This window comes from Nocardioides sp. zg-1230 (assembly GCF_013155335.1).
Lineage (GTDB): Bacteria > Actinomycetota > Actinomycetes > Propionibacteriales > Nocardioidaceae > Nocardioides.
Genome location: NZ_JABJQZ010000001.1, coordinates 1,222,930 through 1,246,974 on the forward strand (window position 1 = coordinate 1,222,930; position 24,045 = coordinate 1,246,974).

The following is a 24,045-nucleotide window of genomic DNA, read 5'->3' on the forward strand; positions in this document are numbered from 1 at the left end:
CGGCGTCCGACGGCGGGCCCACCACGCGCGGTCGGCGTACGACCACGGGAGGACGCGGTCAGGGGGTGACGAGGCCCGACTCGTAGCCGAGGACGACGAGCTGGACGCGGTCGCGCGAGCCCGTCTTGGCCAGCACCCGGCCGACGTGCGTCTTCACGGTCGTCTCGGCGACGACGAGGTGCTCGGCGATCTCGGTGTTGGTGAGGCCGCGGGCGATGAGGGTGAGCACCTCGACCTCGCGCTCGGTGAGCCGCGCGAGCCGGTCGTCGTACGACGTCGGCCCGGCCGGGTCGGGCAGCGCGGCGAAGTGGTCGAGCAACCGCCGGGTGGTGCTGGGCGCGACGACGGCGTCGCCGGCCATCACGGCCCGGATCGCGCCGAGCAGGTCGGGTGGGGCGGCGTCCTTGAGCAGGAACGCCGAGGCGCCCGCGCGGATCGCGGCGAAGGCGTACTCGTCGAGGTCGAAGGTGGTCAGCACGATCACCCGGGGCGGCCGGTCCCGCTCGAGCAGCCGCCGGGTCGCCTCCACCCCGTCGACGCGCGGCATCCGGACGTCCATCAGGACCACGTCGGCGGCGGTCACCGCGAGCTGCTCCAGCGCCTCGGCGCCGTCGCCGGCGTCGCCCACGACCTCCATGTCGTCCTGGCTGTCGACGAGCATCCGGAAGCCGGCGCGCACCATCTGCTGGTCGTCGACGAGGAAGACCCGGATCGGCTCGCTCACAGCGGCAGCCTCGCAGACACCGCGAACCCGCCGCCCGGCGCCGGTCCGGCCTCCAGCGTCCCGCCGTGCACGGCCGCGCGCTCGTGCATGCCGACGAGCCCGAGGCCGCGGCCGTCGGGGCGGGCGGCCGCGCCGCGTCCGTCGTCGCGCACGTCGATCGTGACGGCGCGGTCCACGGCGACGCGCACGTCGACCCGCGCATCCGGCCCCGCGTGCTTGCGCACGTTGGTGAGGGCCTCCTGGACGATCCGGTACGCCGCCAGGCCGACGCCGTCGGGCACGCCGGGCGTGTGCGGTGGCAGGTCGGCGGTGACCAGCGTGCCGGCGGCCCGCGCCTCGTCCACCAGGTGGCGTACGTCGTCGAGCCCCGGCTGCGGGACCACACCGGTGTCGCCCTCGCGGAGCAGGCCCAGCAGCCGTCGCATCTCGGTGAGCGCCTCACGGCCGGTGGCCGAGATCGTCTCGAGGGTGCCGACCGCGACGTCCGGGTCCTTGGCCGCGGCGTAGCGCGCACCGTCGGCCTGCACGACGATCACCGACAACCCGTGCGCGACGACGTCGTGCATCTCGCGAGCGATCCGGGAGCGCTCGTCGCGGGCGGCCAGCTCGATCTCGCGCTCGGCCATCCGCTCGGCCTGCTCGGCGCGCGCGACCAGCGAGGCGACGTACCTCTCCCGGGTCTGCGCGGCGGTGCCGAGGGCCCACGCAGCGGTGACGATCGCGCCGATGGTGACGGTGTAGGGCGCCAGGTTGCCCGGCGTGAGGTCGCCGGCACCGAAGCCGTGGAGCCAGCGGGTGGCGGCGACCAGCGCACCGGCGTACCCGACGAGCAGCGCCGCGATGCCCTGCCAGCGCGGCGACCAGCGGGCGACGGAGTAGACGGCGACCGGGAAGGCGAGCTGCCCGACGGCCGGCTGGTCGTACGCCCACGCCTGCAGCGCCGACAACCCCGCGACGGCGAGGAAGACCGGCCACGGGTGGCGTCTCCGCCACAGCAGCGGCAACGCCTCGGCGACGGTGAAGGCGGTGGCCACCGGCTGACCCGCGGCGACGTGCCCCGCGCCACCCACGACGACCACGAACGCCACCAGCAACCGGTCGAGCCACCGCCGCCCGCGCGGACCGAGGCGCCGCGGGTGCTGGTCCCGTCGTTCGCGCATGGTGCAGACGTTAGACGTCGTGCCGTCGCGGTGCGTCAGACCACGGGAGGACGGCGCGCGGCGCCCGGTCGGGCCCGAGTAGGGTGCGAGCCATGACCCAGTGGGAATACCAGGTGGCGCCGATTCCGCTCCACAACGAGGCCCTGATGCTCAACAACTTCGGCCAGGACGGCTGGGAGCTGGTGGCCATCCACACCAACGCCCAGGGCGGCCTCGTCGCCTTCCTGAAGAAGCAGAAGGCCTGACGTGGCGGCGTCTGGTTCCGGGGCAGAGGCCAGGCTCGCCGAGCTGGGCATCACCGTCCCCGAGGTGGTCCCGCCGGTCGCGGCCTACCAGCCCACCGCCCGCTCCGGCGACCTCGTCTTCACCGCCGGCCAGCTGCCCGCGCGCGACGGCGAGATGATCGCCGTCGGCAAGCTCGGCGGCGAGGTCAGCGAGGAGCAGGGCTACCAGTGCGCGCGCCAGTGCGCCCTCAACGCGCTCGCCGCGGTCAAGGCCGAGATCGGCTCCCTCGACGACGTCAAGCGCGTGGTCAAGGTCGTCGTCTTCGTCGCCTCGACGCCCGACTTCACCGGCCAGCCCAAGGTCGCCAACGGCGCGTCCGAGCTGCTCGCCGAGGTCTTCGGCGACGCCGGCAAGCATGCCCGCTCGGCCGTCGGCGTGACCGCCCTCCCGCTCGGCGTGCCCGTCGAGGTCGAGATCGTCGTCGAGGTCTGAGCGCTGTCCCGCATGGAGCGCCTCCCACTGCCTGACGCCCTCGTCGAGCAGGCGAGGTCGTACGCCTCGGGCGAGGCTGCACCCGCCGAGCCGCGCGACGCGGCGACGGTCGTGCTGCTGCGCCCCGGTGCGTCCGGCCCGGACGTCTACCTCCTGCGACGCCAGACCTCGATGGCCTTCGCCGGCGGGATGTGCGTCTTCCCCGGCGGCGGTGTCGACCCGCGCGACTTCGACGACGAGCTGGTAGACCGCGGGCTCTGGGCCGGTCCGTCGCCGGCGGAGTGGGCCTTGCGGCTCGGCTGCGACGAGGCGAAGGCGCGGGCGCTGGTCTGTGCCGCCGTGCGCGAGACCTTCGAGGAGTCCGGGGTGCTGCTCGCCGGGGCCGGCGCCGACTCGGTTGTCGCCGACACGACCGGTGACGACTGGGAGGCCGACCGGGTCGCGCTCGAGTCCCGCGAGGTCTCGCTGACCGCCTTCCTGGAGGACCGCTCCCTCGTGCTGCGCACCGACCTGCTCGGCGCCTGGTCGGGGTGGCTGACGCCGGTCTTCGAGCCGCGGCGCTACCGCACCTGGTTCTTCGTCGCCCGGCTGCCCGAGGGCCAGGTGACCCGAGACGTCTCGAGCGAGTCGTCGTCGGTCATGTGGGCCGGCGCGATGGACGCGGTGTCGCGCGTCGAGCAGCAGGAGATCCTGATGCTGCCCCCGACCTGGCTGACCTGCCTCGAGGTGGGCCAGCACGCCGACCCGGCCGCGGTGCTCGCCGAGGCGAGCGGCCGGACCGTCGAGATGTTCATGCCCGAGGTCGTGTCCGACGGGGACGAGTTCATCCTCTCCACCCCACCGCGCTACACCGAGCTCATGGCCGCTCGATGAGCTGGACCGGGGGCACGTTCGGCGCCACCGGCACGTGCGTCCTCGCCCCCAACGCCGACATCATGACGTTGGACGGCACCAACACCTGGGTGCTGCGCGACCCCGACTCCTCGCGCTCGGTGGTCGTCGACCCGGGCCCCTCGATCGACGCCCACCTCGACGCGATCGACGCGGCTGCCGGCGACGTGTCCGTGGTGCTGCTGACCCACCACCACGCCGACCACAGCGAGGCGGCACGGGAGTACGCCGAGCGGCACGGGTGCGGCGTACGCGCCCTGGACCCTGCCTACCGGCTCGGCTCGGAGGGCCTCGGTGAGGGAGACGTGGTCGCGGTGGGCGGGCTGGAGGTGCACGTCGTGGCGACGCCCGGCCACACGTCGGACTCGTTGTCGTTCGTCGTGCCGCAGGACGGCGCCGTGCTCACGGGCGACACCGTCCTCGGTCGCGGGACGACCGTCGTCGCGCACCCCGACGGCCAGCTCGGGGCCTACCTCTCCTCGCTCCAACGGCTCCACGCCCTCTGCGGCGAGCAGGGCATCACCACCGTCTGGCCCGGCCACGGCCCGGTCATCGACGACGCACTCGGTGCGCTCGACCACTACCTCGCCCACCGCGAGCAGCGACTGGAGCAGGTGCGCGGCGCCCTGCGCGACCTGCACGCGATCGAGCGAGAGGGCGGCATGTTCCCGCACGAGAACCTGCCGCGCGCCATCGTCGAGGTCGTGTACGCCGACGTCGACCCCGTGCTGTGGGGCGCGGCGGAGCTGTCGGTGCGCGCCCAGCTGGCCTACCTCCAGGGCAAATGACCCTTGCGCCGGCTCCGCCCGAGGAGTGAGGTGGAGGCATGGACACCACCCAGATGACCAGCCCCCACCAGCCTGTCGTCGTCCTGTCCCGTGCCCTGGACCAGGCCGGTGACGTCCTCGCCGTCGTGCATCCCGGCGACCTCGACAAGCCGACGCCGTGCCACGGCTGGACGGTGCGCGAGCTCGCCGACCACCTGGCCGCCGCTCCCGAGCACTTCCTGCAGCTGAGCCGCGGCGAGGAGGTCGACTGGAGCGCCGGCGCCGGTGTCGAGCCGGACCGCCTGGCGACGCACTTCCGCCTGCACGCCGACGACCTCCTCCACCACTGGCACGGCCAGCCCGACGACCAGGTCGCCCAGGCCGACTGGCAGAGCGCCGAGATCGGGGTGCACACCTGGGACCTCGTGCGCGCCCTCGGTCGGCCGATGCCGCTGGACGACGAGGTCGCCGAGCGCGGCCTGGCGTTCATGCAGCAGGGGCTGACCGGCGACAACCGCGGCGAGGCCTTCGGCGCACCGGTCGACGTGCCCGACGACGCCCCGCCCTACGACCGGCTGGTCGCCTTCGCCGGACGCGACCCCCGCGCCTGACCCGGCGTACGTCCTGGGTCGGCCGCGCCCGCACCCGCCGGTAGTCCAGTGAGCAATGGCTTGTGGGTGGGGTAGTCCAGTGCGGATTGGTCGTGGGGGAGGCCGATCTCCGACCACTTTCCACTGGACTACCCCGCGGCGGGCCGGCCGCGGCCTCGCGCGAGTCGTCGTACGGACCGAAGGGCGTCCGGCCGGGCCTGGCTCTCGCGTGGCCGGGGCGGCGCCTTGGGTTGGGTCCGTACGACGGCCCGCATCCGTAGCCGCGCGGACACAACCCCCGCTGCCGCACCGCTGGCTCGCGGGCACAGGGTGGCAGGGGCCGACTTCTGTCCGTGCGTCTACGACAGGCGACGCCAGAGCCACCGGAGGGCGAGGAGGACGGCGATCGCGGCCGCCACCCCGAGCCCGATGAACAGCGAGAGCTCGATTCCGAGCGGCGCGGGGGGCTCGTCGGCTGCGTCGAAGTCGTGGGTGAGCTCCTGCGACGAGGTGCCGTCGAGGTCGGGCACCAGGTCGACGGCGAGGCTGACGCCGAGCGAGTCGGGCACGTCGCGCACCAGGATCCGGTAGGTCCACTCGGACTCGGGCCGGTCGGGCGAGGTCATCAGCGCCAGGTGTGGACCCTCGACGAAGCTGCCGGAGGGGGCGTCGACCTCAGCCACCAGCAGGCTGTTGTCGGCCCAGCCGACCGGGGTGACGACGGCACCGTCGGGATAGAGGTCATCGGGCAGGGCCCGGTCGGGGTCGGTGCCGGTCGCGGTCTCGAAGGGCACCGCGCGGACGGCGGTGTCGTCGGTCGGGAAGGGCGCGCTGATGCCGAGGCCGGGGGCGGTGACGCCGGTGAGCGGCGCCGAGCTGCTGTCACCGGTGACCGGGTCGATGGTCCAGCTGATCGTCGGCGGAGGATTGTTCTTGGTGGGCCGGCTCGTCGGCCTGCCGAAGACGTCGACCGCGATCTCCCCGTCCGTGGTCCAGGACATCGCGAGCGGCGTGCCGCCCTCGGGAGGCAGGTCCACCAGGTCGCTCTCGCCGGTCGCCAGGTCGACGACGCGGTACCAGGCGGTCTGGACGGTGAGCAGCTCTCCCGGCTCCCGCACGTACCCCGAGGTGGTCGGGTAGGCCAGCCGCCGGCCGTCCGGGGACAGCGCGAGCCACGGCCCCCGGCGCAAGTCGGCTCCGACGTCGACCACCTCCGGAGTGGGGAAGTCGGGGAGCTCGACCGGGTGCGCCTCACCGGTGGTCGCGTCCACGAGCACGGGCGAGCCGTCGGGAGCGACATAGGCCACCGAGGCCTGGCCGATCGCGAGGTCCGTGACCACCGGGCCGTCCGGCTCGGTGATCCGGCTCGGGATCGCGCCCTCGCGTACGACGTCGCCCGCCGGCCCGACGGCGGAGGGACGCACGGCCAGGGCGCCCGCGCCGGCCACCACCGCGACGACGGCGACGGCGGCCGCACCGGCAGCGACCCGGGAACGACGCCGGGCCCGGCGCCCGCGGTCCCAGGCGGAGGGGTCGGGGGAGAAGGACTGGGTGCGGGCGAGGGCGTCGAGCTCCTCGCGCAGGTCTGTGCTCATGCGTCTGCTCCCACCAGGTCGGCGAGCTCGGGGGCCAGGACGCGCAGCCGGTGGAGGGCCTGGCGCGACATGGACTTGACCGCACCGCTGGAGATGCCCAGCTCGGCGGCAGTCTGGACCTCGGTGAGGTCCTCGAAGTAGCGCAGCACCAGCACGGTCCGCTGGCGCGCGGTGAGCCGGCGCAGGGCCTGCTCGAGGGTCAGCCGCAGCGTCGGGTCGGCCGCGGCCACCGGGGCGTCGTACGACTCCAGCGGGGTCTCGACCAGCTTGCGCCGGCGCCACCAGGAGATGTTCTGGTGGTACATCGTGCGCCGCACGTAGGCCTCGGGCGAGGTCTCGATGCGCTCCCAGTGCTTCGCCGCCTGCACGAGCGCGGCCTGCACCAGGTCCTCGGCGAGGTGGTGGTCGCCGGTGAGCAGGTAGGCGGTGCGCGCGAGCGCGGGTCCGCGTGCGTGCACGAACCCGTCGAACGCCGATCGATCAGTCACGGTGACCCCCTTCACGAGGTACGACGCACGGATGCGTCGCCACGGGGGTCAGTGCGGACGAAGAAGTTTCAGCGGGCGCGGCGGGAGAGGCGCTCGAGGTCCATGATCACCACGGAGCGGGGCTCGAGGCGCAACCAGCCACGTGAGGCGAAGTCGGCGAGCGCCTTGTTGACCGTCTCGCGGGAGGCACCGACCAGCTGGGCGAGCTCCTCCTGGGTGAGGTCGTGGTGGACGTGCACGCCGTCGTCGGCGGTGCGGCCGAAGCGGTCGGCGAGGTCGAGGAGCGCCTTGGCGACACGGCCGGGCACGTCGGAGAAGACGAGGTCGGCGACCACGTCGTTGGACTTGCGCAGCCGCGAGGCGAGCTGCGAGAGCAGGCCGCGCGCGACCTGAGGGCGGCCGTCGAGCCAGCGCAGCAGGTCGTCGTGGGAGAGCGAGCCGAAGGAGGCGTCGGTGACGGCGGTGACCGTCGCGGAGCGCGGGCCCGGGTCGAAGAGGGAGAGCTCGCCGAACATCTGGCCCGGGCCCATGATGGCGAGGAGGTTCTCGCGGCCGTCGGAGGAGGAGCGGCCGAGCTTCACCTTGCCCTCGGTGACGATGTAGAGCTTGTCGCCGGAGTCGCCCTCGTGGAAGAGGACGTCGCCACGACGCAGCTTGGTCTCGGCCATCGAACCGCCCAGCGCCGTTGCCGCCTCGTCGTCGAGCGAGCTGAACAGCGGTGCCTGCCGGAGCACGTCGTTGTCCACGTCAATCCTCCCAGTGGGGTGCGTCCCGACGGGTGCTGCTCGGGATCCGGGACGATCCTAGCCGTGGTCCGGCTCACAACCGCGACTCGGCGCGGGCGAGGCGCCGTTCGCGGCGGCTTCGGCTTAGGTGGTGTCGGAGCCGGACCGTACGCTGGGGCGCGTGCCCGCCCCCGCCCGCAAGGTGACCCCGAAGGCCACCAAGGCCGTCCCGGCCGCGCTCCCCAAGCCCGACACGTCGTTGGTGCGACGGGCGCGCAAGGTCGACCGGATCCTCGCCGAGACCTATCCCGACGCCCGCGCCGAGCTCGACTTCACCAACGCGTTCGAGTGCCTGGTCGTCACCGTGGTCTCCGCGCAGACGACCGACCGCCGGGTCAACGCCGCCAGCCCTGCGCTATTCGCGGCCTACCCGACGCCCGAGGCGATGGCGGCCGCCCCGCGCGAGCACCTCGAGCAGCTGCTCGGCCCGCTCGGATTCTTCCGGCAGAAGACCGACTCCGTGCTCAAGCTGAGCCAGGCCCTCGTCGAGCACTTCGGCGGCGAGGTGCCCTCCCGCCTCGACGACCTGGTGACGCTGCCGGGCGTCGGGCGCAAGACCGCCAACGTCGTGCTGGGCAACGCGTTCGGCCTGCCCGGCATCACCGTCGACACCCACTTCGGCCGGCTCGCGCGGCGCCTCGGCTGGACCGAGGAGACCGACCCCGTCAAGGTCGAGCACGCCGTCGGCGCCCTCTTCCCCAAGCGCGACTGGACCATGCTGTCGCACCACCTCATCTGGCACGGTCGCCGCCGCTGCCACGCCAAGAAGCCCGCGTGCGGCGCCTGCCCGGTCGCCCGGCTGTGCCCGTCGTTCGGCGCCGGCCCGACCGACCCGGTCGAGGCGGAGAAGCTGGTCACCACCCAGGGACCTGCATGAGGAAGCTGTTCCTGGCGCTGGCGCTCGCCGCGTGCGTCGCCGTGGGCGCCCTGGCCTGGTCGTCGATGAGCGGCAGCAGCATCGACGTACGCCCTCCCGACGTCGACGTCGACACCCCGGCGCTGCGCGAGGTCAAGGCGCGCATCGGGATGGAGGACTGCGAGCCCGGCACCGGCGATCCGGTCGAGGGAGGCCTCCCCGAGCTGACGCTGCCGTGCCTGGGTGGCGGACCCGACGTCGACCTGTCCTCGCTGCGCGGGCCTGTCGTGATCAACCTCTGGCAGGCGCAGTGCGAGCCGTGCCGCCAGGAGATGCCAGCGCTGGAGGAGTTCCACCAGCAGTACGGCGACCGGGTGCCCGTGCTGGGCATCGACTTCAACGACGTCCACCCCGACGGCGCCCTCGCGCTGGCCGAGGAGACCGGGGCGACCTATCCCTCCATCGCCGACCCGGGTGGCGAGCTGATGGTCGAGGACGCCTTCGCGGTCGCCCGCCGCGGGCTGCCGGCGTTCGTGTTCGTCGACGAGGACGGTGTCGTGGTCGCGCAGGACTCCGGCGGCGTGGACTCCGTGGCGGAGATCCGGTCCAAGGTCGCCGAGCACCTCGGGATCACGTTGTGAACAGTGCTCTGCCGGGCTGGCTGGCGCCGGTCGTGGAGGCTGCCTCCACCATCACCGTCCACGAGCTGACCCGCTTCATGCCGCCGGAGGGCAGCGACCCCCGCCGCGGTGCGGTGCTGATGGTCTTCGCCGACCGTGAGGCCGACCCGGCCGCCCCCGACGACCTCGCCCACCGTGGTGAGCTCCTGCTGACCGAGCGCAACCACTACATGCGCTCCCACCCCGGCCAGGTGTCCTTCCCCGGCGGCTCGCTCGACGAGGGCGAGACCCCCGAGCAGGCGGCGCTGCGCGAGGCGTACGAGGAGATCGGGCTGGTGCCGGCGGAGGTGGAGGTCTTCGGCGAGCTGCCCGAGCTGTGGCTGCCGCCGAGCAACTTCGCGGTGACGCCGATCCTCGGCTACTGGCGCGACCGCGGCGAGGTGCGCATCGAGAGCCCCGAGGAGGTCCACGAGATCCACCACGTGGCGATCGCCGACCTGCTCGATCCCGACAACCGCATCATGGTGCGCCACCCGAGCGGATGGCTCGGGCCGGGGTTCCTCATCGGTGCCGGACGCGACGTGATCCTGTGGGGCTTCACCGCCGGCATCATCGCCCGGCTCTTCAGCTACCTCGGGTGGGCCGAGGACTGGGACCGGGCGCGGGTGCGTGACCTGCCCGACCACATGCTGCAGGGTGTCCCCCAGGGCACCGACCTCGCCCCCAACACACCCGACAACACGCCCCAGAACACCAGGCTCGAGGAGTAGCAGCCATGAACGTCCTCGACTGGTGCCTCGTCGCACTCGTGGGGATCTATGCCCTCTCGGGCTACTGGCAGGGGTTCATCACCGGCGCCAGCGCGACCGCCGGCCTGCTGCTCGGCGGCCTCGCCGGCATCTGGGCCGCGCCGCTCGCGCTGGGCGACGCCGCCCCGTCGCTGTGGGTGTCGCTGGGTGCGCTCTTCATCGTGATCATCTCGGCCTCGCTCGGCCAGGCGCTCCTCCAGTACGTCGGTGCGCGGCTGCGCGACCGCATCACCTGGCAGCCGATCCGGGCCGTTGACGCCATCGGCGGATCGGCGCTCAGCGCAGTGGCCGTCCTGCTCGTGGCCTGGGCGCTCGGTGTGGCCGTCTCCGGCACGCGCATCGGCGCCTTCACGCCGCTGGTGCGTGACTCGGCGATCCTGGCCAAGGTCGACCAGACGCTGCCGACCGACTCCGACAAGGTCCTGCAGGCGTTCAACAACGTGGTCGGCACGACGTTCTTCCCGCGCTACCTCGAGCCGTTCGCACCCGAGCGGATCGTGGCGGTCCGTCCCGGCGACCCCAGGATGCTGACCGACCCCGACGTGGTCGCGGCCGAGGCCAGCGTGGTCAAGGTCCGCGGCACCAACGGCTGCGGCGGCGGCGTCGAGGGCACGGGCTTCTTCTACGCCCCCGGCCGGCTGATGACCAACGCCCACGTCGTCGCCGGGGTGACCCGGCCCGAGGTCGAGGTCGGCGGCTCCTCGGTGACCGCGTCGGTCGTTCTCTACGACCCCGCGCTCGACATCGCCGTGCTGTCGCTGCCCGACACCGGGTCCTTCCCGCTGGCCTTCGACACCGAGGTCGAGCCGCGCGACCCGGTCGCCGTCCTCGGCTATCCCGAGGACGGCCCCTACGACGTGGAGTCCGGCCGCGTCCGCTCCGAGCAGCGGCTCCGCTCGCCCGACATCTACGGCGATGGCACCGTCATCCGTCAGGTCTTCTCGCTGCGGGCCCTCATCCGGCCGGGCAACTCGGGCGGCCCGATCGTGACGTCGGCCGGCGACGTGGCGGGCATGGTGTTCGCCGCCTCCGTCAGCGACCCCGACACCGGCTACGCCCTGACCGCGGAGCAGGTGGCCGAGTCGGCGGCCGCCGGTGTCACCGCGGCGTCCCCGGTCGACACCGGCACCTGCGTGCGCTGAGCGTCGTACGCGCTGGTGGCGCGTGAGGTCAGGGGCGGCCCTTGAGCGCCTGGGGGATCTGCCTGCCCTGCTCGATGGCACGCTCGGGCGCCTTGACCTTCTTGACCTGTCGCAGACCGATGTAGGCCAGCAGCGCGGCGACGAGGACGTAGACGACGAAGACCACGGTGAAGGCCCAGTGGAGGTCGAGGCCGTCGCCGTTCCAGTGGAGGAAGTAGGCGAACGCCACCGACAGCATGATGATCGCCAGCAGGCCGAGGAAGGCCGCTCCAGCGAAGAGGCCGATGCCGACGCCGCCGTGCTTGACGCTGACCTTGATCTCGCTCTTCGCGAGCTGGATCTCCTTGGAGATGAGCGAGGAGATGTCGCGCTGCGCGTCCATGACGAGCTTGCCGAGCGTCGGATCAGTGTCCTTGACCGGTTCGTTGGACATCTGGTGTGCCATGCGGAGCTGTCCTTCGGTGTACGCCGGGGGCTGGGTGCAGCGACCCTACCAACGGGCCTGTCTACACTGAGGTCTCAGGTGAGCCGGGAAGTCTGGTCGGCCCGTGGAGAGTCTCTCCGCGGTGATCACGCTTCGACCACCCCCGGAAGGACCACCCTTCTCCATGGCCACGCCACCTGACCGCTCCCGCCTCGACGACCTGTGGAGGGCCGGCCCCGTCTACAGCGCCAGCGACAAGCCGCTGGCCCGCCTCGTGGCGCGTCCCGTGCGCGAGTTCCTCCGCGTCGAGGCAGCCGGCTCGATCCTCCTGCTGATCGCCGCGGCCGCCGCCCTGATCTGGGCCAACAGCGCGTGGGCGTCGTCGTACGACGCGCTCTGGCACGCGCACCTCACGATCGACGTCGGCCCGCTGCACCTCGACGAGTCGCTCCAGCACTGGGTCAACGACGCGCTGATGGTCATCTTCTTCTTCGTCGTGGGGCTCGAGATCAAGTACGAGCTGGTCAACGGCGACCTCCGCGACCCGCGGACGGCAGCCCTGCCGATCGTCGCGGCGGTCGGCGGGATGGTGGTGCCGGCCGGCATCTACCTCGCGCTCAACCCGCCCGGCAGCGAGGGCAGTGCCGGCTGGGGCATCCCGATGGCCACCGACATCGCCTTCGCCGTCGGAGTGCTGGGCGTGCTCGGGCGCCGGATCCCGTCTGCGGCGCGGCTGTTCCTGCTGACGCTCGCCATCGTCGACGACATCGGTGCGATCCTGGTGATCGCCGTCTTCTACACCAGCGACCTGTCCCTGACGTGGCTGGCGATCGCGCTCGGGCTGCTCGCGGCCATGGTCGCCGCGCGGCTGCTGCGCGTGTGGGCGATCGTCGTGTACGCGATCCTCGGCGTCGGCGTGTGGTTCGCCCTGCTCGAGTCGGGCGTGCACGCGACGCTCGCGGGGGTCGCGATCGGTCTCCTCGCCCCGGCCAAGCCGCTGCTGAAGGAGGAGGTGGCCCGCGACTATGCCAGCCGGGCGCTGCGCGACCACCACCTCAACCCCGACGAGCTCGCCCGGCTGCGCTTCCTGCTCAAGGAGTCGGTGTCGGTCGTCGAGCGGCTCATCAGCACGCTGCACCCGTTGTCGGCGTACGTCGTGCTCCCGGTCTTCGCGCTCGCCAACGCCGGGGTCGAGCTCGGCGCGATCGGCGAGGTCTTCACCGAGCCGGTCGGCCTGGGGATCGTGCTGGGCCTGGTGCTCGGCAAGCCCGTCGGCATCGTCGCGACCTCGTTCGTCGCCGTACGCCTCGGGATCGCGAAGCTGCCCGAGGACACGTCGTGGCCGATGGTGGCGGGCCTCGGCGCCGTCGCCGGCATCGGCTTCACCGTGTCGATCTTCATCGCCGGGCTGTCGTTCCCCGGCGCCGACCTGCTGACCGAGGAGGCGAAGATCGCGATCCTGATGGCCTCGCTGATCGCCGCGGTGCTCGGTGTCGTCCTGCTGCTCGCCTCGACCCGCCATCGGCGTACGGCGAGCAGCGACGCAGACGGCTAGGCCCGGACGCCATACGAACCCGCACCGATCGGTACGGGTTCGTATGACGCAGGGCGCGAGCGAGGTCAGTCCTCCGCCGGGGCCGAGCCCTCCTTGGTCTTGATCAGGTCCATGACCGTCGAGTCGGCGAGGGTGGTCACGTCGCCGACCTCGCGGTGCTCGGCGACGTCCTTGAGCAGGCGGCGCATGATCTTGCCGGAGCGCGTCTTGGGCAGCTCGGGCACGACCATGATCTGGCGCGGCTTGGCGATGGCGCCGATCTCCTTGGCGACGTGCTTGCGCAGCTCCTCGACGATGTCCTCGCCGCCGTCGCCGGCGGAGTCGCGCAGGATGACGAAGGCGCACACGGCCTGGCCGGTGGTCTCGTCGGCGGCACCGACGACGGCCGCCTCGGCGACCTTGGGGTGCGACACGAGCGCGGACTCGATCTCGGTGGTCGAGAGGCGGTGGCCCGACACGTTCATGACATCGTCGACGCGGCCGAGCAGCCAGATGTCGCCGTCATCGTCGAGCTTCGCGCCGTCGCCGGCGAAGTAGAGACCCTTCCAGCGCGACCAGTAGGTGTCCTTGAAGCGCTCGTCGTCGCCCCAGAGCGTGCGCAGCATCGCGGGCCACGGCTCCTTCAGCACGAGGTAGCCGCCGTTGCCGTTGCCGACCGACTTCGCGTCGTCGTCGACCACGTCGGCGGCGATGCCGGGCAGCGCCTTCATGGCCGAGCCGGGCTTGCCGGCGGTGACCCCGGGCAGCGGGCTGATCATGATCTGGCCGGTCTCGGTCTGCCACCAGGTGTCGACGATCGGGCAGCGGTCGCCGCCGATGACCTCGCGGTACCAGACGTAGGCCTCCGGGTTGATCGGCTCGCCGACCGACCCGAGGAGCCGCAGCGACGACATGTCGTAGCTGTCCGGGATCTCGCGGCCCTGCTTCATGAACGTGCGGATCGCGGTGGGTGCGGTGTAGAAGATCGTGACCTTGTAGTCCTGGACGATCTGCCACCAGCGGCCCTTCTCGGGCGTGCCCTCGTACATCACCTGCGTCGCGCCGTTGGCGAGCGGTCCGTAGACCATGTAGGAGTGCCCGGTCACCCAGCCGACGTCGGCGGTGCACCAGTAGACGTCGGTCTCGGGCTTGAGGTCGAAGACCGACCAGTGGGTGTACGACGTCCCGGTGAGGTAGCCGCCGGTGGTGTGCAGGATGCCCTTGGGCTTGCCGGTGGTGCCGGAGGTGTACATGACGTAGAGCGGGTGCTCGGAGTCGTGCATCTCGGGCTCGTGCTCGGCCGACGCGCCGTCGACGACGTCGTGCCACCACACGTCGCGACCCTCGTGCCAGTCGACGTCCTGTCCCGTGCGGCGTACGACGAGCACGTTGCGCACCAGGTCGCCGGTCTTCTCCACGGCCTCGTCGACGGCCGGCTTGAGCGCACTGGCGGCCCCGCGGCGGTAGCCCCCGTCGGAGGTGATGACGACGTGGGCCTCGCAGTCGGTGATGCGGGAGGCGAGGGCGTCGGCGGAGAACCCGCCGAAGACGACGGTGTGCGGGGCCCCGAGGCGGGCGCAGGCGAGCATGGCGACGACGACCTCGGGGATCATCGGCATGTAGATCGCGACCCGGTCGCCCTTCCTCACCCCCAGCTCGGTGAGCGCGTTGGCGGCCCGGGAGACCTCGTCCTTGAGCTGGGCGTAGGTGATGTCGCGGGTGTCGTCGGCGGGCTCGCCGACCCAGTGCAGCGCCACCTTGTCGCCGTTGCCGGCCGCGACGTGGCGGTCCACGCAGTTGACGGAGGCGTTGATGGTGCCGCCGACGAACCACTTGGCGAACGGCGGGTCGGTCCAGTCGAGGACCTGGTCCCACTTCTGGCCCCAGTCCAGCCGCTCGGCGGCCTCGGCCCAGAACGCCTCGCGGTCGGCGTCGGCACGGGCGTACGCCTCCTCCGTGACGTTGGCGTTCGCCGCGAGGTCGGCCGGCGGCTCGAAGCGTCGGTCCTCGGACATCAGGTTCGACAGGGTCTGCTCGGACAAGGCTCTCTCCTCGGGCGGGCGGGCGGGTGCGGGTCAGGTGCGGCGGGTGCGGGTCAGGGGCTGGTCAGGGGTGGAGATGAAGGGAGACGACCCCCTCGCCGAACCTACTCCGGCTCGGCGAGGGGGTCACCGGTGCTGATGGTTCAGTGCTTGACGGCCTGCTCGGCGCCGGCCCCGGTCAGGGCGCGGACCTCGAGCTCGGTGAAGCGGTCCTCGGCAGCGGGGTCCTTCGACGTGATCGTGCCGATGTAGCCGAGCAGGAACCCGATCGGGATCGAGATGATGCCGGGGTTGTTGAGCGGGAAGATCGCCCAGTCGGAGTCGGGGAACAGCGACGTGGGGAGGCTCGACATCACCGGCGAGAAGAACACCAGGCCTACGGCTGCGATGAGGCCTCCGTAGATGCTCCAGGTGGCGCCGCGGGTGTTGAAGCGCCGCCAGAACATGTTGTAGATGATCGCCGGCAGGTTGGCCGACGCGGCGACGGCGAAGGCCAGCGCCACGAGGAAGGCGATGTTGAGCCGCTGCGCCGGGATGGACAGGGCGATGGCGACCGCACCGATGACGAACGCGGCGATGCGGGCGACCCGGACCTCGTCGTGCTCCGAGATCGGCTGGTCCTTCTTGATGACGCCCTTGTAGAGGTCGTGCGCCACCGAGGAGGAGCTGGCCAGGGTGAGGCCGGCGACCACCGCGAGGATGGTCGCGAAGGCGACCGCCGCGATGAGCGCGAGCAGGACGGCGCCGCCCGTGGATCCCTCGCCGCCACCGACGGCCTCGGCGAGGAGGGGGGACGCGAGGTTCTGGTTGCCGCCCACCGCCGGGTCGACCTGGTCACGGTCGAGCAGCGCCGCGGCGCCGAAGCCGAGGACCAGCGTCATCAGGTAGAAGGCACCGATGAGCCCGATGGCCCACAGCACCGACTTCCGCGCGTCCTGCGCGGTCGGCACGGTGTAGAAGCGGATCAGGATGTGCGGGAGGCCGGCGGTGCCGAGCACCAGGGCCAGTCCGAGCGACAAGAAGTCGATCTTCGACGTCAGGCTCGCGCCGTACTGGAGCCCGGGTGCGAGGAACTCCTCGCCCTTGCCCGAGTTGTCCGCGGCCGCCCCGAGGAGGTCGGAGAGGTTGAAGTTGAACTCGGCGAGCACGAGCACCACGATCAGCGCCGAGCCGACCATCAGCAGCACGGCCTTCACGATCTGCACGTAGGTCGTGCCCTTCATGCCGCCGACGACGACGTAGAAGATCATCAGGGCGCCGACGCCGACGATGGTGAGGTTCTTCAGTGCCTCGCTGTCCACGCCGAGCAGCAGGGCGACGAGCGAGCCGGCGCCGACCATCTGCGCGAGCAGGTAGAAGATCGAGACGACCACGGTGGAGATCGACGCGGCCGTGCGCACCGGGCGCTGCGACATCCGGAAGGCGAGCTGGTCGGCCATCGTGTAGCGGCCGGCGTTGCGCAGCATCTCGGCGACCAGCAGCAGCGCGACGAGCCACGCCACGAGGAAGCCGATCGAGTAGAGGAAGCCGTCGTAGCCGTAGAGCGCGATGGCTCCGGAGATGCCGAGGAACGACGCCGCGGACATGTAGTCGCCGCCGATGGCGAGACCGTTCTGGAAGCCGGAGAAGGAGCGGCCGCCGGAGTAGAAGTCGGCGGCGGTCTTGGTCTGGCGGCTCGCCCAGAAGGTGATGGCGACCGTCAGGGCGACGACGAGCAGGAACAGGCTGGTGGTGAGGACCTGGGTGTCCATCAGGCGTCGTCTCCCTTGCGGTATTCGGCGTCGAGCTGGCGGGCCAGCGGGTCGAGCTTGGAGGAGGAGAAGCGGGCGTACATCCAGGCCAGACCGAACGTCGTCACGAACTGGAGGAGGCCGAAGATGAGGGCCACGTTGATGTTGCCGACGACCTTCGTCGCCATGAAGTCGCCGGCCCAGTTGGAGAGGACGACGTACAGCAGGTACCAGGACAGGAAGGCGACGGTCGCCGGGAAGACGAAGCCGCGGTAGCGGCGTCGCAGCTCGACGAACTCGGGGGTCGCATGCAAGCGGTCGTAGATGGGATCGTGGCGCGCGGCCTGCTCTTGGTCTGTCACGGATCGGTCCTTCCGAGCGTGGGGCCACCGGGTGTGACCGCCGTCACCGTGACACCGCTCACGCGCGGTTCGGGAGGGGTGCGCGGCGCCGCGTCGGTCGATGGGCGCCGTCGGTCGCCCAGCGGTCGGTGTCGTACGACGAGCGGTCGGGGCCGGCGTCAGGTCAGGCGCTGAGCTCGGCCCAGGTGACCTTGCCGCCGGCGGTGGAGTCGCACCCCGTCCGACGTGACAGGGTCGCGACGATCGCCATGCCCCGGCCGTCCTGGTCGCCCGGCAGCGCGTGGTGCAGCTGCGGCCAGGTGCTCGACACGTCCTCCACCGACACGCGCACGACCCCGTCGCCGCGCACGAGCGAGGTCCGGAATGGCGAGCTGCCGTGGGTGACCGCGTTGGTGGCGAGCTCGGAGGTGATGAGGACGGCGTCGCCGACGAGGTGGTCGAGGCCCCACTCGGTGAGCGCCCCGCGCACGAAACCGCGCACGCACCCCACGGCCGCAGCCACGGGCAGGTGCACGCCGGACCTGGCGACGTCGTCGTCCGGGGCCGTCGCACCGGAGCCGGGGTGCGCCCCGGCGAGGCTGACGTGGTCGTGGAGGCTGCACATCCGGGCCACGTCAGCGAGGTCGGCGTCGGCGAGGACGTCGCCCGGGTAGGCGCAGAGGAGCCGGACGGGATGCTGGGCGAGAACGGCGTTCCACAGCGACTCGAGCTCGAGGGCCGCCACCACCTCGCCCCGCTCCCACAGCATGGCGACCATCTCCCCGAACGCGCTGACGGTGTGGGCGCCCTCCGGCACCAAGGTGTCGACGACGGCCGCGAACAGCTGGGGATCGGGTCGCCCGTCCACCATGAAGCAGGACATGGTCGCCGCGGCGTCGAGCGTGGTCAGGAGGCCGTCGCGTCGTGCCGCGGCGCCGTCGACGCCGCGAGCGGCCAGGAGCTCGTCCACGCCCCGGCGGTGCGCGGGGCGGCTCACGGTGACGACCGGGACACCGCCGTCCAGCGAGTGTGCGACGAAGTCGGCCACGCGCCGGACGAGCGCCGCGTCGTCGTCGTAGACCGCGACCTCGTGCTCTCGGTCGGTCATCGAGCAGACCCTCTTCCCCACACCGGGCCGAGCCCCCGGTCCCACGCCGTCCCCAGGATTCTGCCCCCTTCGGACTCGTGGGGGAAGGGAGGAAGCGTCAAGCCTCAGCGCTGATCGGCCCAACAGGTGGCGGGTGCACGCGTAGGTCGAGCCATGCGGTCTCGGCTCCCGCCGTCGTCGAAGACGGCTTCGGGCCCGTCGTGCCGTACGCTGGAGGCGTTGAAGGGTCGCACCGCGTGCGTCCTGGCCGCGCACGTGGCGCGGCTCGTGTCTTGTTTCTCCTGGTCTTCGGTTCGCTGGACATCAGCACGGATGGATGTCTTCAGCACCTCGGCGGCAGGTCGTCGCCGGCACAGAACAAAGGATCAGATCATGGCTCAGGGAACCGTCAAGTGGTTCAACGCTGACAAGGGCTTCGGCTTCATCGCGCAGGACGGCGGCGGCGAGGACGTGTTCGTCCACTTCTCCGCGATCCAGACGAACGGCTACAAGTCGCTCGACGAGAACCAGAAGGTCGAGTTCGACGTGACTGCCGGCCCCAAGGGCCCGCAGGCCGAGAACGTCCGCGCCGTCTGACGTAGCGCCTCGAGGAGCCCCGACCGCCTGGCGGTCGGGGCTCCTCTGCATCTCCCCCCGGTGAGGTCGTGCGTGTCGTGAGGTCGTGAGGAGAAGTTGACGACTCCGGCACCGGATCGGCAGGCCCGGTGTCACAACGGGGGCGGAGTCTCCTCGGCATGAGCACCCCCGTCACTGGCACCCGCCGCACGCGTCGCTGGATCGAGGACTGGCGCCCCGAGGACCCCGACTTCTGGGAGGGCGGCGGCCGCGCGGTCGCCCGGCGCAACCTCGTCTGGTCGATCTTCGCCGAGCACGTCGGCTTCTCGGTCTGGCTGATCTGGAGCGTCTCGTCGGCCTTCCTGCTGGCGCAGGGCTTCGCCTTCACGCCCCAGCAGCTGTTCCTCCTCGTCGCCCTGCCCAACCTGGTCGGCTCGCTGCTGCGGCTGCCCTACACGTTCGCCGTGCCGAAGTTCGGCGGTCGCAACTGGACGATCGTCAGCGGCGCGATGCTGCTCGTGCCGACCCTGCTCTTCGCGTACGCCGTGCAGGACCCGACGACGCCCTACTGGGTCTTCTGCCTGATCGCGGCGACCGCCGGCGTGGGCGGCGGCAACTTCGCCTCGTCGATGGCCAACATCAACTTCTTCTACCCCTCCGACAAGAAGGGCGCTGCGCTCGGGCTCAACGCCGCGGGCGGCAACCTCGGCGTCTCGCTCATCCAGCTGCTGCTCCCCGTGATGGTCGGCGGCGCCGGCATCTTCGGCCTCGTGCAGGCGTCCGGCAGCGGCATCCACCTCGAGCGGGCGGCGTACGCCTATGCCGGGCTGGCCCTGCTGGCGACGGCCGCCGCGTGGCTCTGGATGGACAACCTGGCCACCGTGACGTCCTCGCCGCGGGAGCAGCTGCAGGTCGTGAGGCAGCGCCAGACCTGGCTGCTGTCGCTGCTCTACATCGGCACGTTCGGCTCGTTCATCGGCTACTCGGCGGCGATGCCGCTGCTGATCAGGCTCAACTTCTGGGTGCCGGAGCCGGCGCCGCTCGGCACCGGGATCTACTTCGCGTTCTACGCCTTCCTCGGTGCCGGCGTCGGTTCGCTGACGCGCCCGTTCGGTGGGTGGATGGCCGACCGTTGGGGCGGCGCGCGGGTCACCCTCGCGTCGTTCGTCGCGATGGTCGTCTTCACCCTCGGCGTGCTGTGGACGGTCAACCAGCTCACGCCCAACCCGGGCGCCGACCCGGCGGTGGCGACTGCCAACGCCGCCTGGTTCCCGCTCTTCCTCGGCTTCTTCCTCTGCATCTTCGCCGCCACCGGCATCGGCAACGGCTCGGTCTACAAGATGATCCCGGCGCTCTGGAAGGCGTCGGCTGAGCGCGAGACCGTGCCGGGCACGCCTGAGCGCGCCGCCGCACTGGCCTCGGCCACCCGGCAGTCGTCGTCCGCGCTCGGCGTGATCGGTGCGGTCGGTGCGGTGGGCGGGTTCCTGGTGCCGCTCGCCTTCGCCGCGCCCTGGGTGGGCGACCCGCTGTCGGCGACGCGGGCGGCCTTCACCGTCTTCACCGCCTACTACGTCGGCTGCGCGGCGTTGACCTGGGCGCTCTACCTGCGTCGCCCGGTGCGGGCCCACGGCCTCGCCACCGCCGAGATCTGAGCGGAGACTGTCGATCGTGTCGACCGCGACCCACTGCCCCTACTGCTCGCTGCAGTGCGGGATGAAGCTGGCCGGGCGTCGTACGCCCGAGGTGTCGACCTGGGAGGAGTTCCCCGTCAACCAGGGCGCGCTGTGCCGCAAGGGGTGGGCTGCGGCCGGCCTGTACGGCGGACGCGAGCGGCTCACCTCGCCACTGGTGCGCGACCGGGAGACCGGCGAGTGGTCGGCCGTCTCGTGGGACGACGCGCTCGACCGGGTCGCCGACGGCATCCGCGCCGCCCAGGCGGCCGGGGGGCCCGACCGGGTGGCCGTGTTCGGCGGCGGCGGGCTCACCAACGAGAAGGCCTACGCCCTCGGCAAGTTCGCCCGGGTCGCACTCGGCACCTCCCAGATCGACTACAACGGCCGCTGGTGCATGAGCTCGGCCGCCTCGGCCGGCATCCGCGCCTTCGGCCTCGACCGCGGGCTGCCCTTCCCGCTGGCCGACGTCGAGGAGACCGACGTGCTGGTGCTCGTCGGCTCCAACCTCGCCGAGACGATGCCCCCGGCCGCCCGTCACCTCGACCGGCTGCGCGAGCGCGGCGGGAAGGTCGTCGTCGTCGACCCGCGTCGTACGCCGACCGCGGACCGCGCCGACCTGCACCTCCAGCCGGTGCCGGGCACCGACCTCGCCCTCGCGCTGGGGCTGCTGCACCTCCTCGTCGCCGCCGGCGCGGTCGACACGACGTACGTCACCGAGCGCACCACCGGCTGGGAGGACGTGCGGGACTCGGTCGCCTCCTGGTGGCCGGAGCGGGTCGAGCGGGTGACCGGCATCGAGGCGCACGAGCTGCGGGCGCTGGCCGCGATGCTGACCGGGCGCAAGGTCATGGTGCTCACCGCACGTGGCGCCGAGCAGCACTCGACGGGCTCCGACACCGTGCTGGCCTGGATCAACGTCGCGCTCGCGCTCGGCATGGTGGGCAGGCGGGGCGCGGGCTACGGCTGCCTGACCGGGCAGGGCAACGGCCAGGGCGGACGTGAGCACGGGCAGAAGGCCGACCAGCTGCCCGGCTACCGGCGCATCGACGACCCCGCCGCCCGTGCGCACGTCGCCGGCGTGTGGGGGATCGATCCCGACGAGCTGCCCGGCCCCGGCAGGTCGGCGTACGAGCTCCTCGACGCGCTCGGCACCCCCGACGGCCCGTCGGCGCTGCTGGTCCTCGGGTCCAACATCGTAGTCAGCGCACCGCGGGCCACGCACGTGACGTCGCGACTCGAGGCGCTGGACCTGCTGGTGGTGTGCGACCTCGTGATGTCGGAGACCGCGGCCCTCGCCGACGTCGTGCTGCCGGTGACGCAGTGGGCCGAGGAGACCGGGACGATGACCAACCTCGAGGGCCGGGTGGTCCTTCGCCAGCGCGCGATCACGGCGCCGTCGGGGGTGCGCTCGGACCTCGACGTGCTGGCCGGTCTGGCGGAGCGGCTCGGGTCGACGGCGTCGTTCCCGACCGACCCGGAGGAGGTCTTCGCCGAGCTCGGCCGCGCGTCGGCGGGCGGACCGGCCGACTACTCGGCGATCACCTACGACCGGATCCGGGACGAGCACGGCGTCTTCTGGGGTGGTGAGCGGCTCTTCGCCGAGTCCTTCGCGCACCCCGACGGCCGGGCCCGGATGTACGCCGTCGAGCACCGCGGCGCGGCCGAGCAGCCGTGCGCGGACTACCCGGTGCACCTCACGACCGGGCGGGTGCTGGCGCAGTACCAGTCAGGTGCCCAGACCCGGCGGACCCGCTCGCTGCCCGACGACGGCCCGTTCGTCGAGCTGCATCCGCTGCTCGCCGGGCGCATCGGGGTCGGGCCCGGCGACGCCGTCCGCGTGGCGACCCGCCGCGGTGAGATGACCGCCCCCGCGAAGGTGGTGCCGACGATCCGCCCCGACACGGTCTTCGTGCCGTTCCACTGGGTCGGCGCCAACCGGCTCACCAACGACGCCCTCGACCCGGCGTCGCGGATGCCGGAGTTCAAGGTGTGCGCGGCGTCGGTCTCGCCGCCGCTGGTTGAGCAGCGAGCGCCAGCGAGCGTGTCGAAACCGAGGTCATCCGCATGAAGGAGCGGGTCGTCGTCGTGGGGGGCGGGATGGCCGCGGTCCGCCTCGCCGAGCACCTCGCCGGCGACGAGCGCCTTGCCGTCACGGTCCTCGCCGACGAGCCGCACGCGCCCTACAACCGGATCCTGCTGTCCGCGGTGCTCGAGGGCACCCACGCGGCCGGTGCGCTGACGCTGCGCTCGGAGGAGTGGTTCGCCGGCCACGGCATCGAGCTGTGGCTGGGCGCGCGGGTGCTGGAGATCGACCGGGAGACCCGCGAGGCCGTGCTGGTCGACGGGGAACGGGTCGCCTACGACCGGCTCGTCCTGGCCTGCGGCTCGATCCCCACCCTCCCGCCGATCCGCGGGCTGGTGCGCCGCGACGGCACGCTGCACCCGAAGGTCCACGCCTTCCGGTCCCTCGCCGACTGCCGGCGGCTGGACGATGCCCTCGCCCCCGGCGCACGTGCGGTCGTCGTCGGCGGCGGTCTCCTCGGCCTGCAGGTCGCCCGCGCGCTGTCGGTCCGCGGACTGCTGACCGAGGTCGTCGAGGGCGCCGACCACCTGCTCGCCAGCCAGGTCGGTCCCGGCGCCGGACGCGTCCTCGCCCGCGACCTCCGCCGGCTCGGCACGGAGGTCTACACCGGCGCTCGCGCCGTCCGGATCACCGACGACGGGTTGCAGCTCGACAACGGCCACGTCCTGCCCAGCGACCTGGTCGTCCTCACGGCCGGCGGCCGCCCGTCGATCGCGCTCGCCCGTCGGGCCGGGCTGATGGTCCGCCGCGGGGTCGTGGTCGACCACACGCTCACCAGCGTCACCGACGACCGGGTGCACGCCCTCGGCGACTGTGCCGAGCACCGTCGTCGCACCACCGGCTTCGTCCCACCCGCTTGGGAGCAGGCCGAGGTGCTTGCCCGGGTGCTGCGCGGGGAGGAGGCGTCGTACGACGGCAGCCGCAGCGTCGCGCGCCTGCGGGCCACGGGTCTCGAGGTCGCGGTGCTCGGCGACCCCGAGCACGCGGAGGGGGAGGTGGTCGAGGTGACGAACCCGATCGCCGGGTCGCACCGCCGCCTCGTCGTCCACGGCGGGCGCATCGTCGCCGCGGCCCTCGTGGGCGACCTGTCGCGCGTCGGCCTGATCACCCAGCTCTACGACCGCGGCACCCTGCTCGGCCGCGACGAGCCCGGCCAGCTGCTGCTCCCCGAGGTCGCGGACGCCCCCGCACCGCTGCCGGACGACGCGGAGGTCTGCGCGTGCGCCGGCGTCACCGCGGGCGAGGTCCGGGCCTGCCGGTCCGTGGGGGAGTGCGCCGACCGGACCCGGGCGACCACGGGCTGCGGCGGGTGCGCGGCTGTCGTACGCCGCCTGGTGGAGGGCAGCGCGACGCCGGTCGCGGTCGGCTGACAACTTCTGCGCCGTGCGCCTCGTCCCATCGACGTACCGGA

The 24,045-nt window shown here is 72.4% G+C and carries 24 protein-coding genes; 14 read left to right on the plus strand and 10 right to left on the minus strand.

All coding sequences use genetic code 11. The features are described 5' to 3' along the window. Positions 1-58: 58 nt before the first annotated feature. Entirely contained in the window at positions 59-724 is a 666-nt protein-coding gene (locus HOO61_RS05955) for a response regulator transcription factor (RefSeq protein WP_172257694.1), read from the minus strand. After that, positions 721-1,884: a sensor histidine kinase gene (locus HOO61_RS24800; protein WP_172257695.1), complete on the minus strand. Its 1,164-nt coding sequence runs from the start codon at positions 1,882-1,884 to the stop codon at positions 721-723. Before HOO61_RS24800 ends, HOO61_RS05955 begins: the two co-directional genes overlap by 4 nt. A gap of 92 nt (positions 1,885-1,976) precedes the next feature. Here HOO61_RS24800 and HOO61_RS05965 point away from each other — a divergent pair, with 92 nt between their 5' ends. The 5 genes from HOO61_RS05965 to HOO61_RS05985 are packed head-to-tail and all read left to right on the plus strand — an operon-like array spanning position 1,977 to position 4,870. After that, positions 1,977-2,129 carry a hypothetical protein gene (locus tag HOO61_RS05965; RefSeq protein WP_165354369.1) on the plus strand — a complete coding sequence of 51 codons (153 nt, stop codon included), beginning with the start codon at positions 1,977-1,979 and terminating at the stop codon, positions 2,127-2,129. 1 nt (position 2,130) lies between these two features. Further along, positions 2,131-2,601, plus strand: coding sequence for an Atu1372/SO_1960 family protein (locus tag HOO61_RS05970; RefSeq protein ID WP_172257696.1), 471 nt, complete (start codon positions 2,131-2,133; stop codon positions 2,599-2,601). Positions 2,602-2,613: 12 nt separating this feature from the next. Then, positions 2,614-3,474 (plus strand): NUDIX hydrolase, encoded by an 861-nt coding sequence (locus tag HOO61_RS05975; protein ID WP_172257697.1) that lies wholly within the window; start codon positions 2,614-2,616, stop codon positions 3,472-3,474. Then, positions 3,471-4,280 carry an MBL fold metallo-hydrolase gene (locus HOO61_RS05980; protein WP_172257698.1) on the plus strand — a complete coding sequence of 270 codons (810 nt, stop codon included), beginning with the start codon at positions 3,471-3,473 and terminating at the stop codon, positions 4,278-4,280. The genes HOO61_RS05975 and HOO61_RS05980 overlap by 4 nt, the downstream gene beginning before the upstream one ends. A gap of 38 nt (positions 4,281-4,318) precedes the next feature. Continuing rightward, on the plus strand, positions 4,319-4,870 hold the full coding sequence (locus tag HOO61_RS05985; RefSeq protein WP_172257699.1) for a maleylpyruvate isomerase family mycothiol-dependent enzyme: 552 nt from the start codon (positions 4,319-4,321) through the stop codon (positions 4,868-4,870). A gap of 338 nt (positions 4,871-5,208) precedes the next feature. Here the strand turns inward: HOO61_RS05985 and HOO61_RS05990 are convergent, their stop codons facing one another. From HOO61_RS05990 to HOO61_RS06000, 3 genes are all read right to left on the minus strand, one after another. After that, complete coding sequence (locus HOO61_RS05990; protein ID WP_172257700.1) at positions 5,209-6,444, minus strand: hypothetical protein; 1,236 nt, start codon at positions 6,442-6,444, stop codon at positions 5,209-5,211. After that, a complete protein-coding gene (locus HOO61_RS05995; RefSeq protein WP_172257701.1) occupies positions 6,441-6,932 on the minus strand; it encodes a SigE family RNA polymerase sigma factor in 492 nt (163 codons plus the stop codon). Before HOO61_RS05995 ends, HOO61_RS05990 begins: the two co-directional genes overlap by 4 nt. Before the next feature lie 68 nt (positions 6,933-7,000). Then, positions 7,001-7,678: a Crp/Fnr family transcriptional regulator gene (locus HOO61_RS06000; protein WP_299931229.1), complete on the minus strand. Its 678-nt coding sequence runs from the start codon at positions 7,676-7,678 to the stop codon at positions 7,001-7,003. A 181-nt stretch (positions 7,679-7,859) separates the two neighbouring features. Between HOO61_RS06000 and nth the strand changes: the two genes are divergently transcribed. Genes nth through HOO61_RS06020 form a run of 4 tightly spaced genes read left to right on the plus strand, consistent with a single transcriptional unit; the run spans position 7,860 to position 11,144 of the window. Beyond that, the gene (gene nth / locus HOO61_RS06005) at positions 7,860-8,594 is read left to right on the plus strand and encodes an endonuclease III (RefSeq protein WP_367650077.1); all 735 of its coding nucleotides are present in this window, start codon (positions 7,860-7,862) and stop codon (positions 8,592-8,594) included. Further along, positions 8,591-9,214, plus strand: coding sequence for a TlpA disulfide reductase family protein (locus tag HOO61_RS06010; RefSeq protein ID WP_172257702.1), 624 nt, complete (start codon positions 8,591-8,593; stop codon positions 9,212-9,214). The genes nth and HOO61_RS06010 overlap by 4 nt, the downstream gene beginning before the upstream one ends. After that, positions 9,211-9,963, plus strand: coding sequence for a CoA pyrophosphatase (locus HOO61_RS06015; RefSeq protein WP_367650042.1), 753 nt, complete (start codon positions 9,211-9,213; stop codon positions 9,961-9,963). Before HOO61_RS06010 ends, HOO61_RS06015 begins: the two co-directional genes overlap by 4 nt. Positions 9,964-9,968: 5 nt before the next feature. After that, a complete protein-coding gene (locus HOO61_RS06020) occupies positions 9,969-11,144 on the plus strand; it encodes a MarP family serine protease (protein WP_172257703.1) in 1,176 nt (391 codons plus the stop codon). A 28-nt stretch (positions 11,145-11,172) separates the two neighbouring features. On the opposite strand, the gene HOO61_RS06025 is transcribed toward HOO61_RS06020, so the two are convergent. Further along, entirely contained in the window at positions 11,173-11,589 is a 417-nt protein-coding gene (locus HOO61_RS06025; RefSeq protein ID WP_253941974.1) for a phage holin family protein, read from the minus strand. 163 nt (positions 11,590-11,752) lie between these two features. On the opposite strand from HOO61_RS06025, the gene nhaA reads away from it, so the two are divergent. Beyond that, the gene (gene nhaA, locus HOO61_RS06030; protein WP_172257704.1) at positions 11,753-13,123 is read left to right on the plus strand and encodes a Na+/H+ antiporter NhaA; all 1,371 of its coding nucleotides are present in this window, start codon (positions 11,753-11,755) and stop codon (positions 13,121-13,123) included. Between the two features lie 65 nt (positions 13,124-13,188). Here the strand turns inward: nhaA and acs are convergent, their stop codons facing one another. From acs to HOO61_RS06050, 4 genes are all read right to left on the minus strand, one after another. Then, complete coding sequence (acs, locus tag HOO61_RS06035; RefSeq protein WP_172257705.1) at positions 13,189-15,144, minus strand: acetate--CoA ligase; 1,956 nt, start codon at positions 15,142-15,144, stop codon at positions 13,189-13,191. 143 nt (positions 15,145-15,287) lie between these two features. Beyond that, positions 15,288-16,895 carry a cation acetate symporter gene (locus HOO61_RS06040; RefSeq protein WP_172257706.1) on the minus strand — a complete coding sequence of 536 codons (1,608 nt, stop codon included), beginning with the start codon at positions 16,893-16,895 and terminating at the stop codon, positions 15,288-15,290. Next, a complete protein-coding gene (locus HOO61_RS06045; RefSeq protein ID WP_172257707.1) occupies positions 16,895-17,236 on the minus strand; it encodes a DUF485 domain-containing protein in 342 nt (113 codons plus the stop codon). The genes HOO61_RS06040 and HOO61_RS06045 overlap by 1 nt, the downstream gene beginning before the upstream one ends. 163 nt (positions 17,237-17,399) lie before the next feature. Next, the gene (locus HOO61_RS06050; RefSeq protein WP_172257708.1) at positions 17,400-18,323 is read right to left on the minus strand and encodes an MEDS domain-containing protein; all 924 of its coding nucleotides are present in this window, start codon (positions 18,321-18,323) and stop codon (positions 17,400-17,402) included. A 372-nt stretch (positions 18,324-18,695) separates the two neighbouring features. Between HOO61_RS06050 and HOO61_RS06055 the strand changes: the two genes are divergently transcribed. The 4 genes from HOO61_RS06055 (at position 18,696) to HOO61_RS06070 (ending at position 24,004) form a co-directional block, all read left to right on the plus strand. Further along, the gene (locus HOO61_RS06055) at positions 18,696-18,899 is read left to right on the plus strand and encodes a cold-shock protein (protein WP_172257709.1); all 204 of its coding nucleotides are present in this window, start codon (positions 18,696-18,698) and stop codon (positions 18,897-18,899) included. 158 nt (positions 18,900-19,057) lie between these two features. After that, positions 19,058-20,530, plus strand: coding sequence for an MFS transporter (locus HOO61_RS06060; RefSeq protein ID WP_172257710.1), 1,473 nt, complete (start codon positions 19,058-19,060; stop codon positions 20,528-20,530). A gap of 16 nt (positions 20,531-20,546) precedes the next feature. Continuing rightward, the gene (locus tag HOO61_RS06065; RefSeq protein ID WP_367650043.1) at positions 20,547-22,619 is read left to right on the plus strand and encodes a molybdopterin oxidoreductase family protein; all 2,073 of its coding nucleotides are present in this window, start codon (positions 20,547-20,549) and stop codon (positions 22,617-22,619) included. Further along, the gene (locus tag HOO61_RS06070; RefSeq protein ID WP_172257711.1) at positions 22,616-24,004 is read left to right on the plus strand and encodes an FAD-dependent oxidoreductase; all 1,389 of its coding nucleotides are present in this window, start codon (positions 22,616-22,618) and stop codon (positions 24,002-24,004) included. Before HOO61_RS06065 ends, HOO61_RS06070 begins: the two co-directional genes overlap by 4 nt. The last annotated feature ends 41 nt before the right edge of the window (positions 24,005-24,045 follow it).

Bases quoted from the DNA above. Each gene is read 5' to 3' on its own strand.
- HOO61_RS24800 (WP_172257695.1), bottom strand. From the start codon at position 1,884: ATGCGCGAACGACGGGACCAGCACCCGCGGCGCCTCGGTCCGCGCGGG.
- HOO61_RS05965 (WP_165354369.1), top strand. From the start codon at position 1,977: ATGACCCAGTGGGAATACCAGGTGGCGCCGATTCCGCTCCACAACGAG.
- HOO61_RS05975 (WP_172257697.1), top strand. From the start codon at position 2,614: ATGGAGCGCCTCCCACTGCCTGACGCCCTCGTCGAGCAGGCGAGGTCG.
- HOO61_RS05980 (WP_172257698.1), top strand. From the start codon at position 3,471: ATGAGCTGGACCGGGGGCACGTTCGGCGCCACCGGCACGTGCGTCCTC.
- HOO61_RS05985 (WP_172257699.1), top strand. From the start codon at position 4,319: ATGGACACCACCCAGATGACCAGCCCCCACCAGCCTGTCGTCGTCCTG.
- HOO61_RS05990 (WP_172257700.1), bottom strand. From the start codon at position 6,444: ATGAGCACAGACCTGCGCGAGGAGCTCGACGCCCTCGCCCGCACCCAG.
- HOO61_RS06010 (WP_172257702.1), top strand. From the start codon at position 8,591: ATGAGGAAGCTGTTCCTGGCGCTGGCGCTCGCCGCGTGCGTCGCCGTG.
- HOO61_RS06020 (WP_172257703.1), top strand. From the start codon at position 9,969: ATGAACGTCCTCGACTGGTGCCTCGTCGCACTCGTGGGGATCTATGCC.
- HOO61_RS06025 (WP_253941974.1), bottom strand. From the start codon at position 11,589: ATGGCACACCAGATGTCCAACGAACCGGTCAAGGACACTGATCCGACG.
- nhaA (WP_172257704.1), top strand. From the start codon at position 11,753: ATGGCCACGCCACCTGACCGCTCCCGCCTCGACGACCTGTGGAGGGCC.
- HOO61_RS06040 (WP_172257706.1), bottom strand. From the start codon at position 16,895: ATGGACACCCAGGTCCTCACCACCAGCCTGTTCCTGCTCGTCGTCGCC.
- HOO61_RS06050 (WP_172257708.1), bottom strand. From the start codon at position 18,323: ATGACCGACCGAGAGCACGAGGTCGCGGTCTACGACGACGACGCGGCG.
- HOO61_RS06055 (WP_172257709.1), top strand. From the start codon at position 18,696: ATGGCTCAGGGAACCGTCAAGTGGTTCAACGCTGACAAGGGCTTCGGC.
- HOO61_RS06060 (WP_172257710.1), top strand. From the start codon at position 19,058: ATGAGCACCCCCGTCACTGGCACCCGCCGCACGCGTCGCTGGATCGAG.
- HOO61_RS06070 (WP_172257711.1), top strand. From the start codon at position 22,616: ATGAAGGAGCGGGTCGTCGTCGTGGGGGGCGGGATGGCCGCGGTCCGC.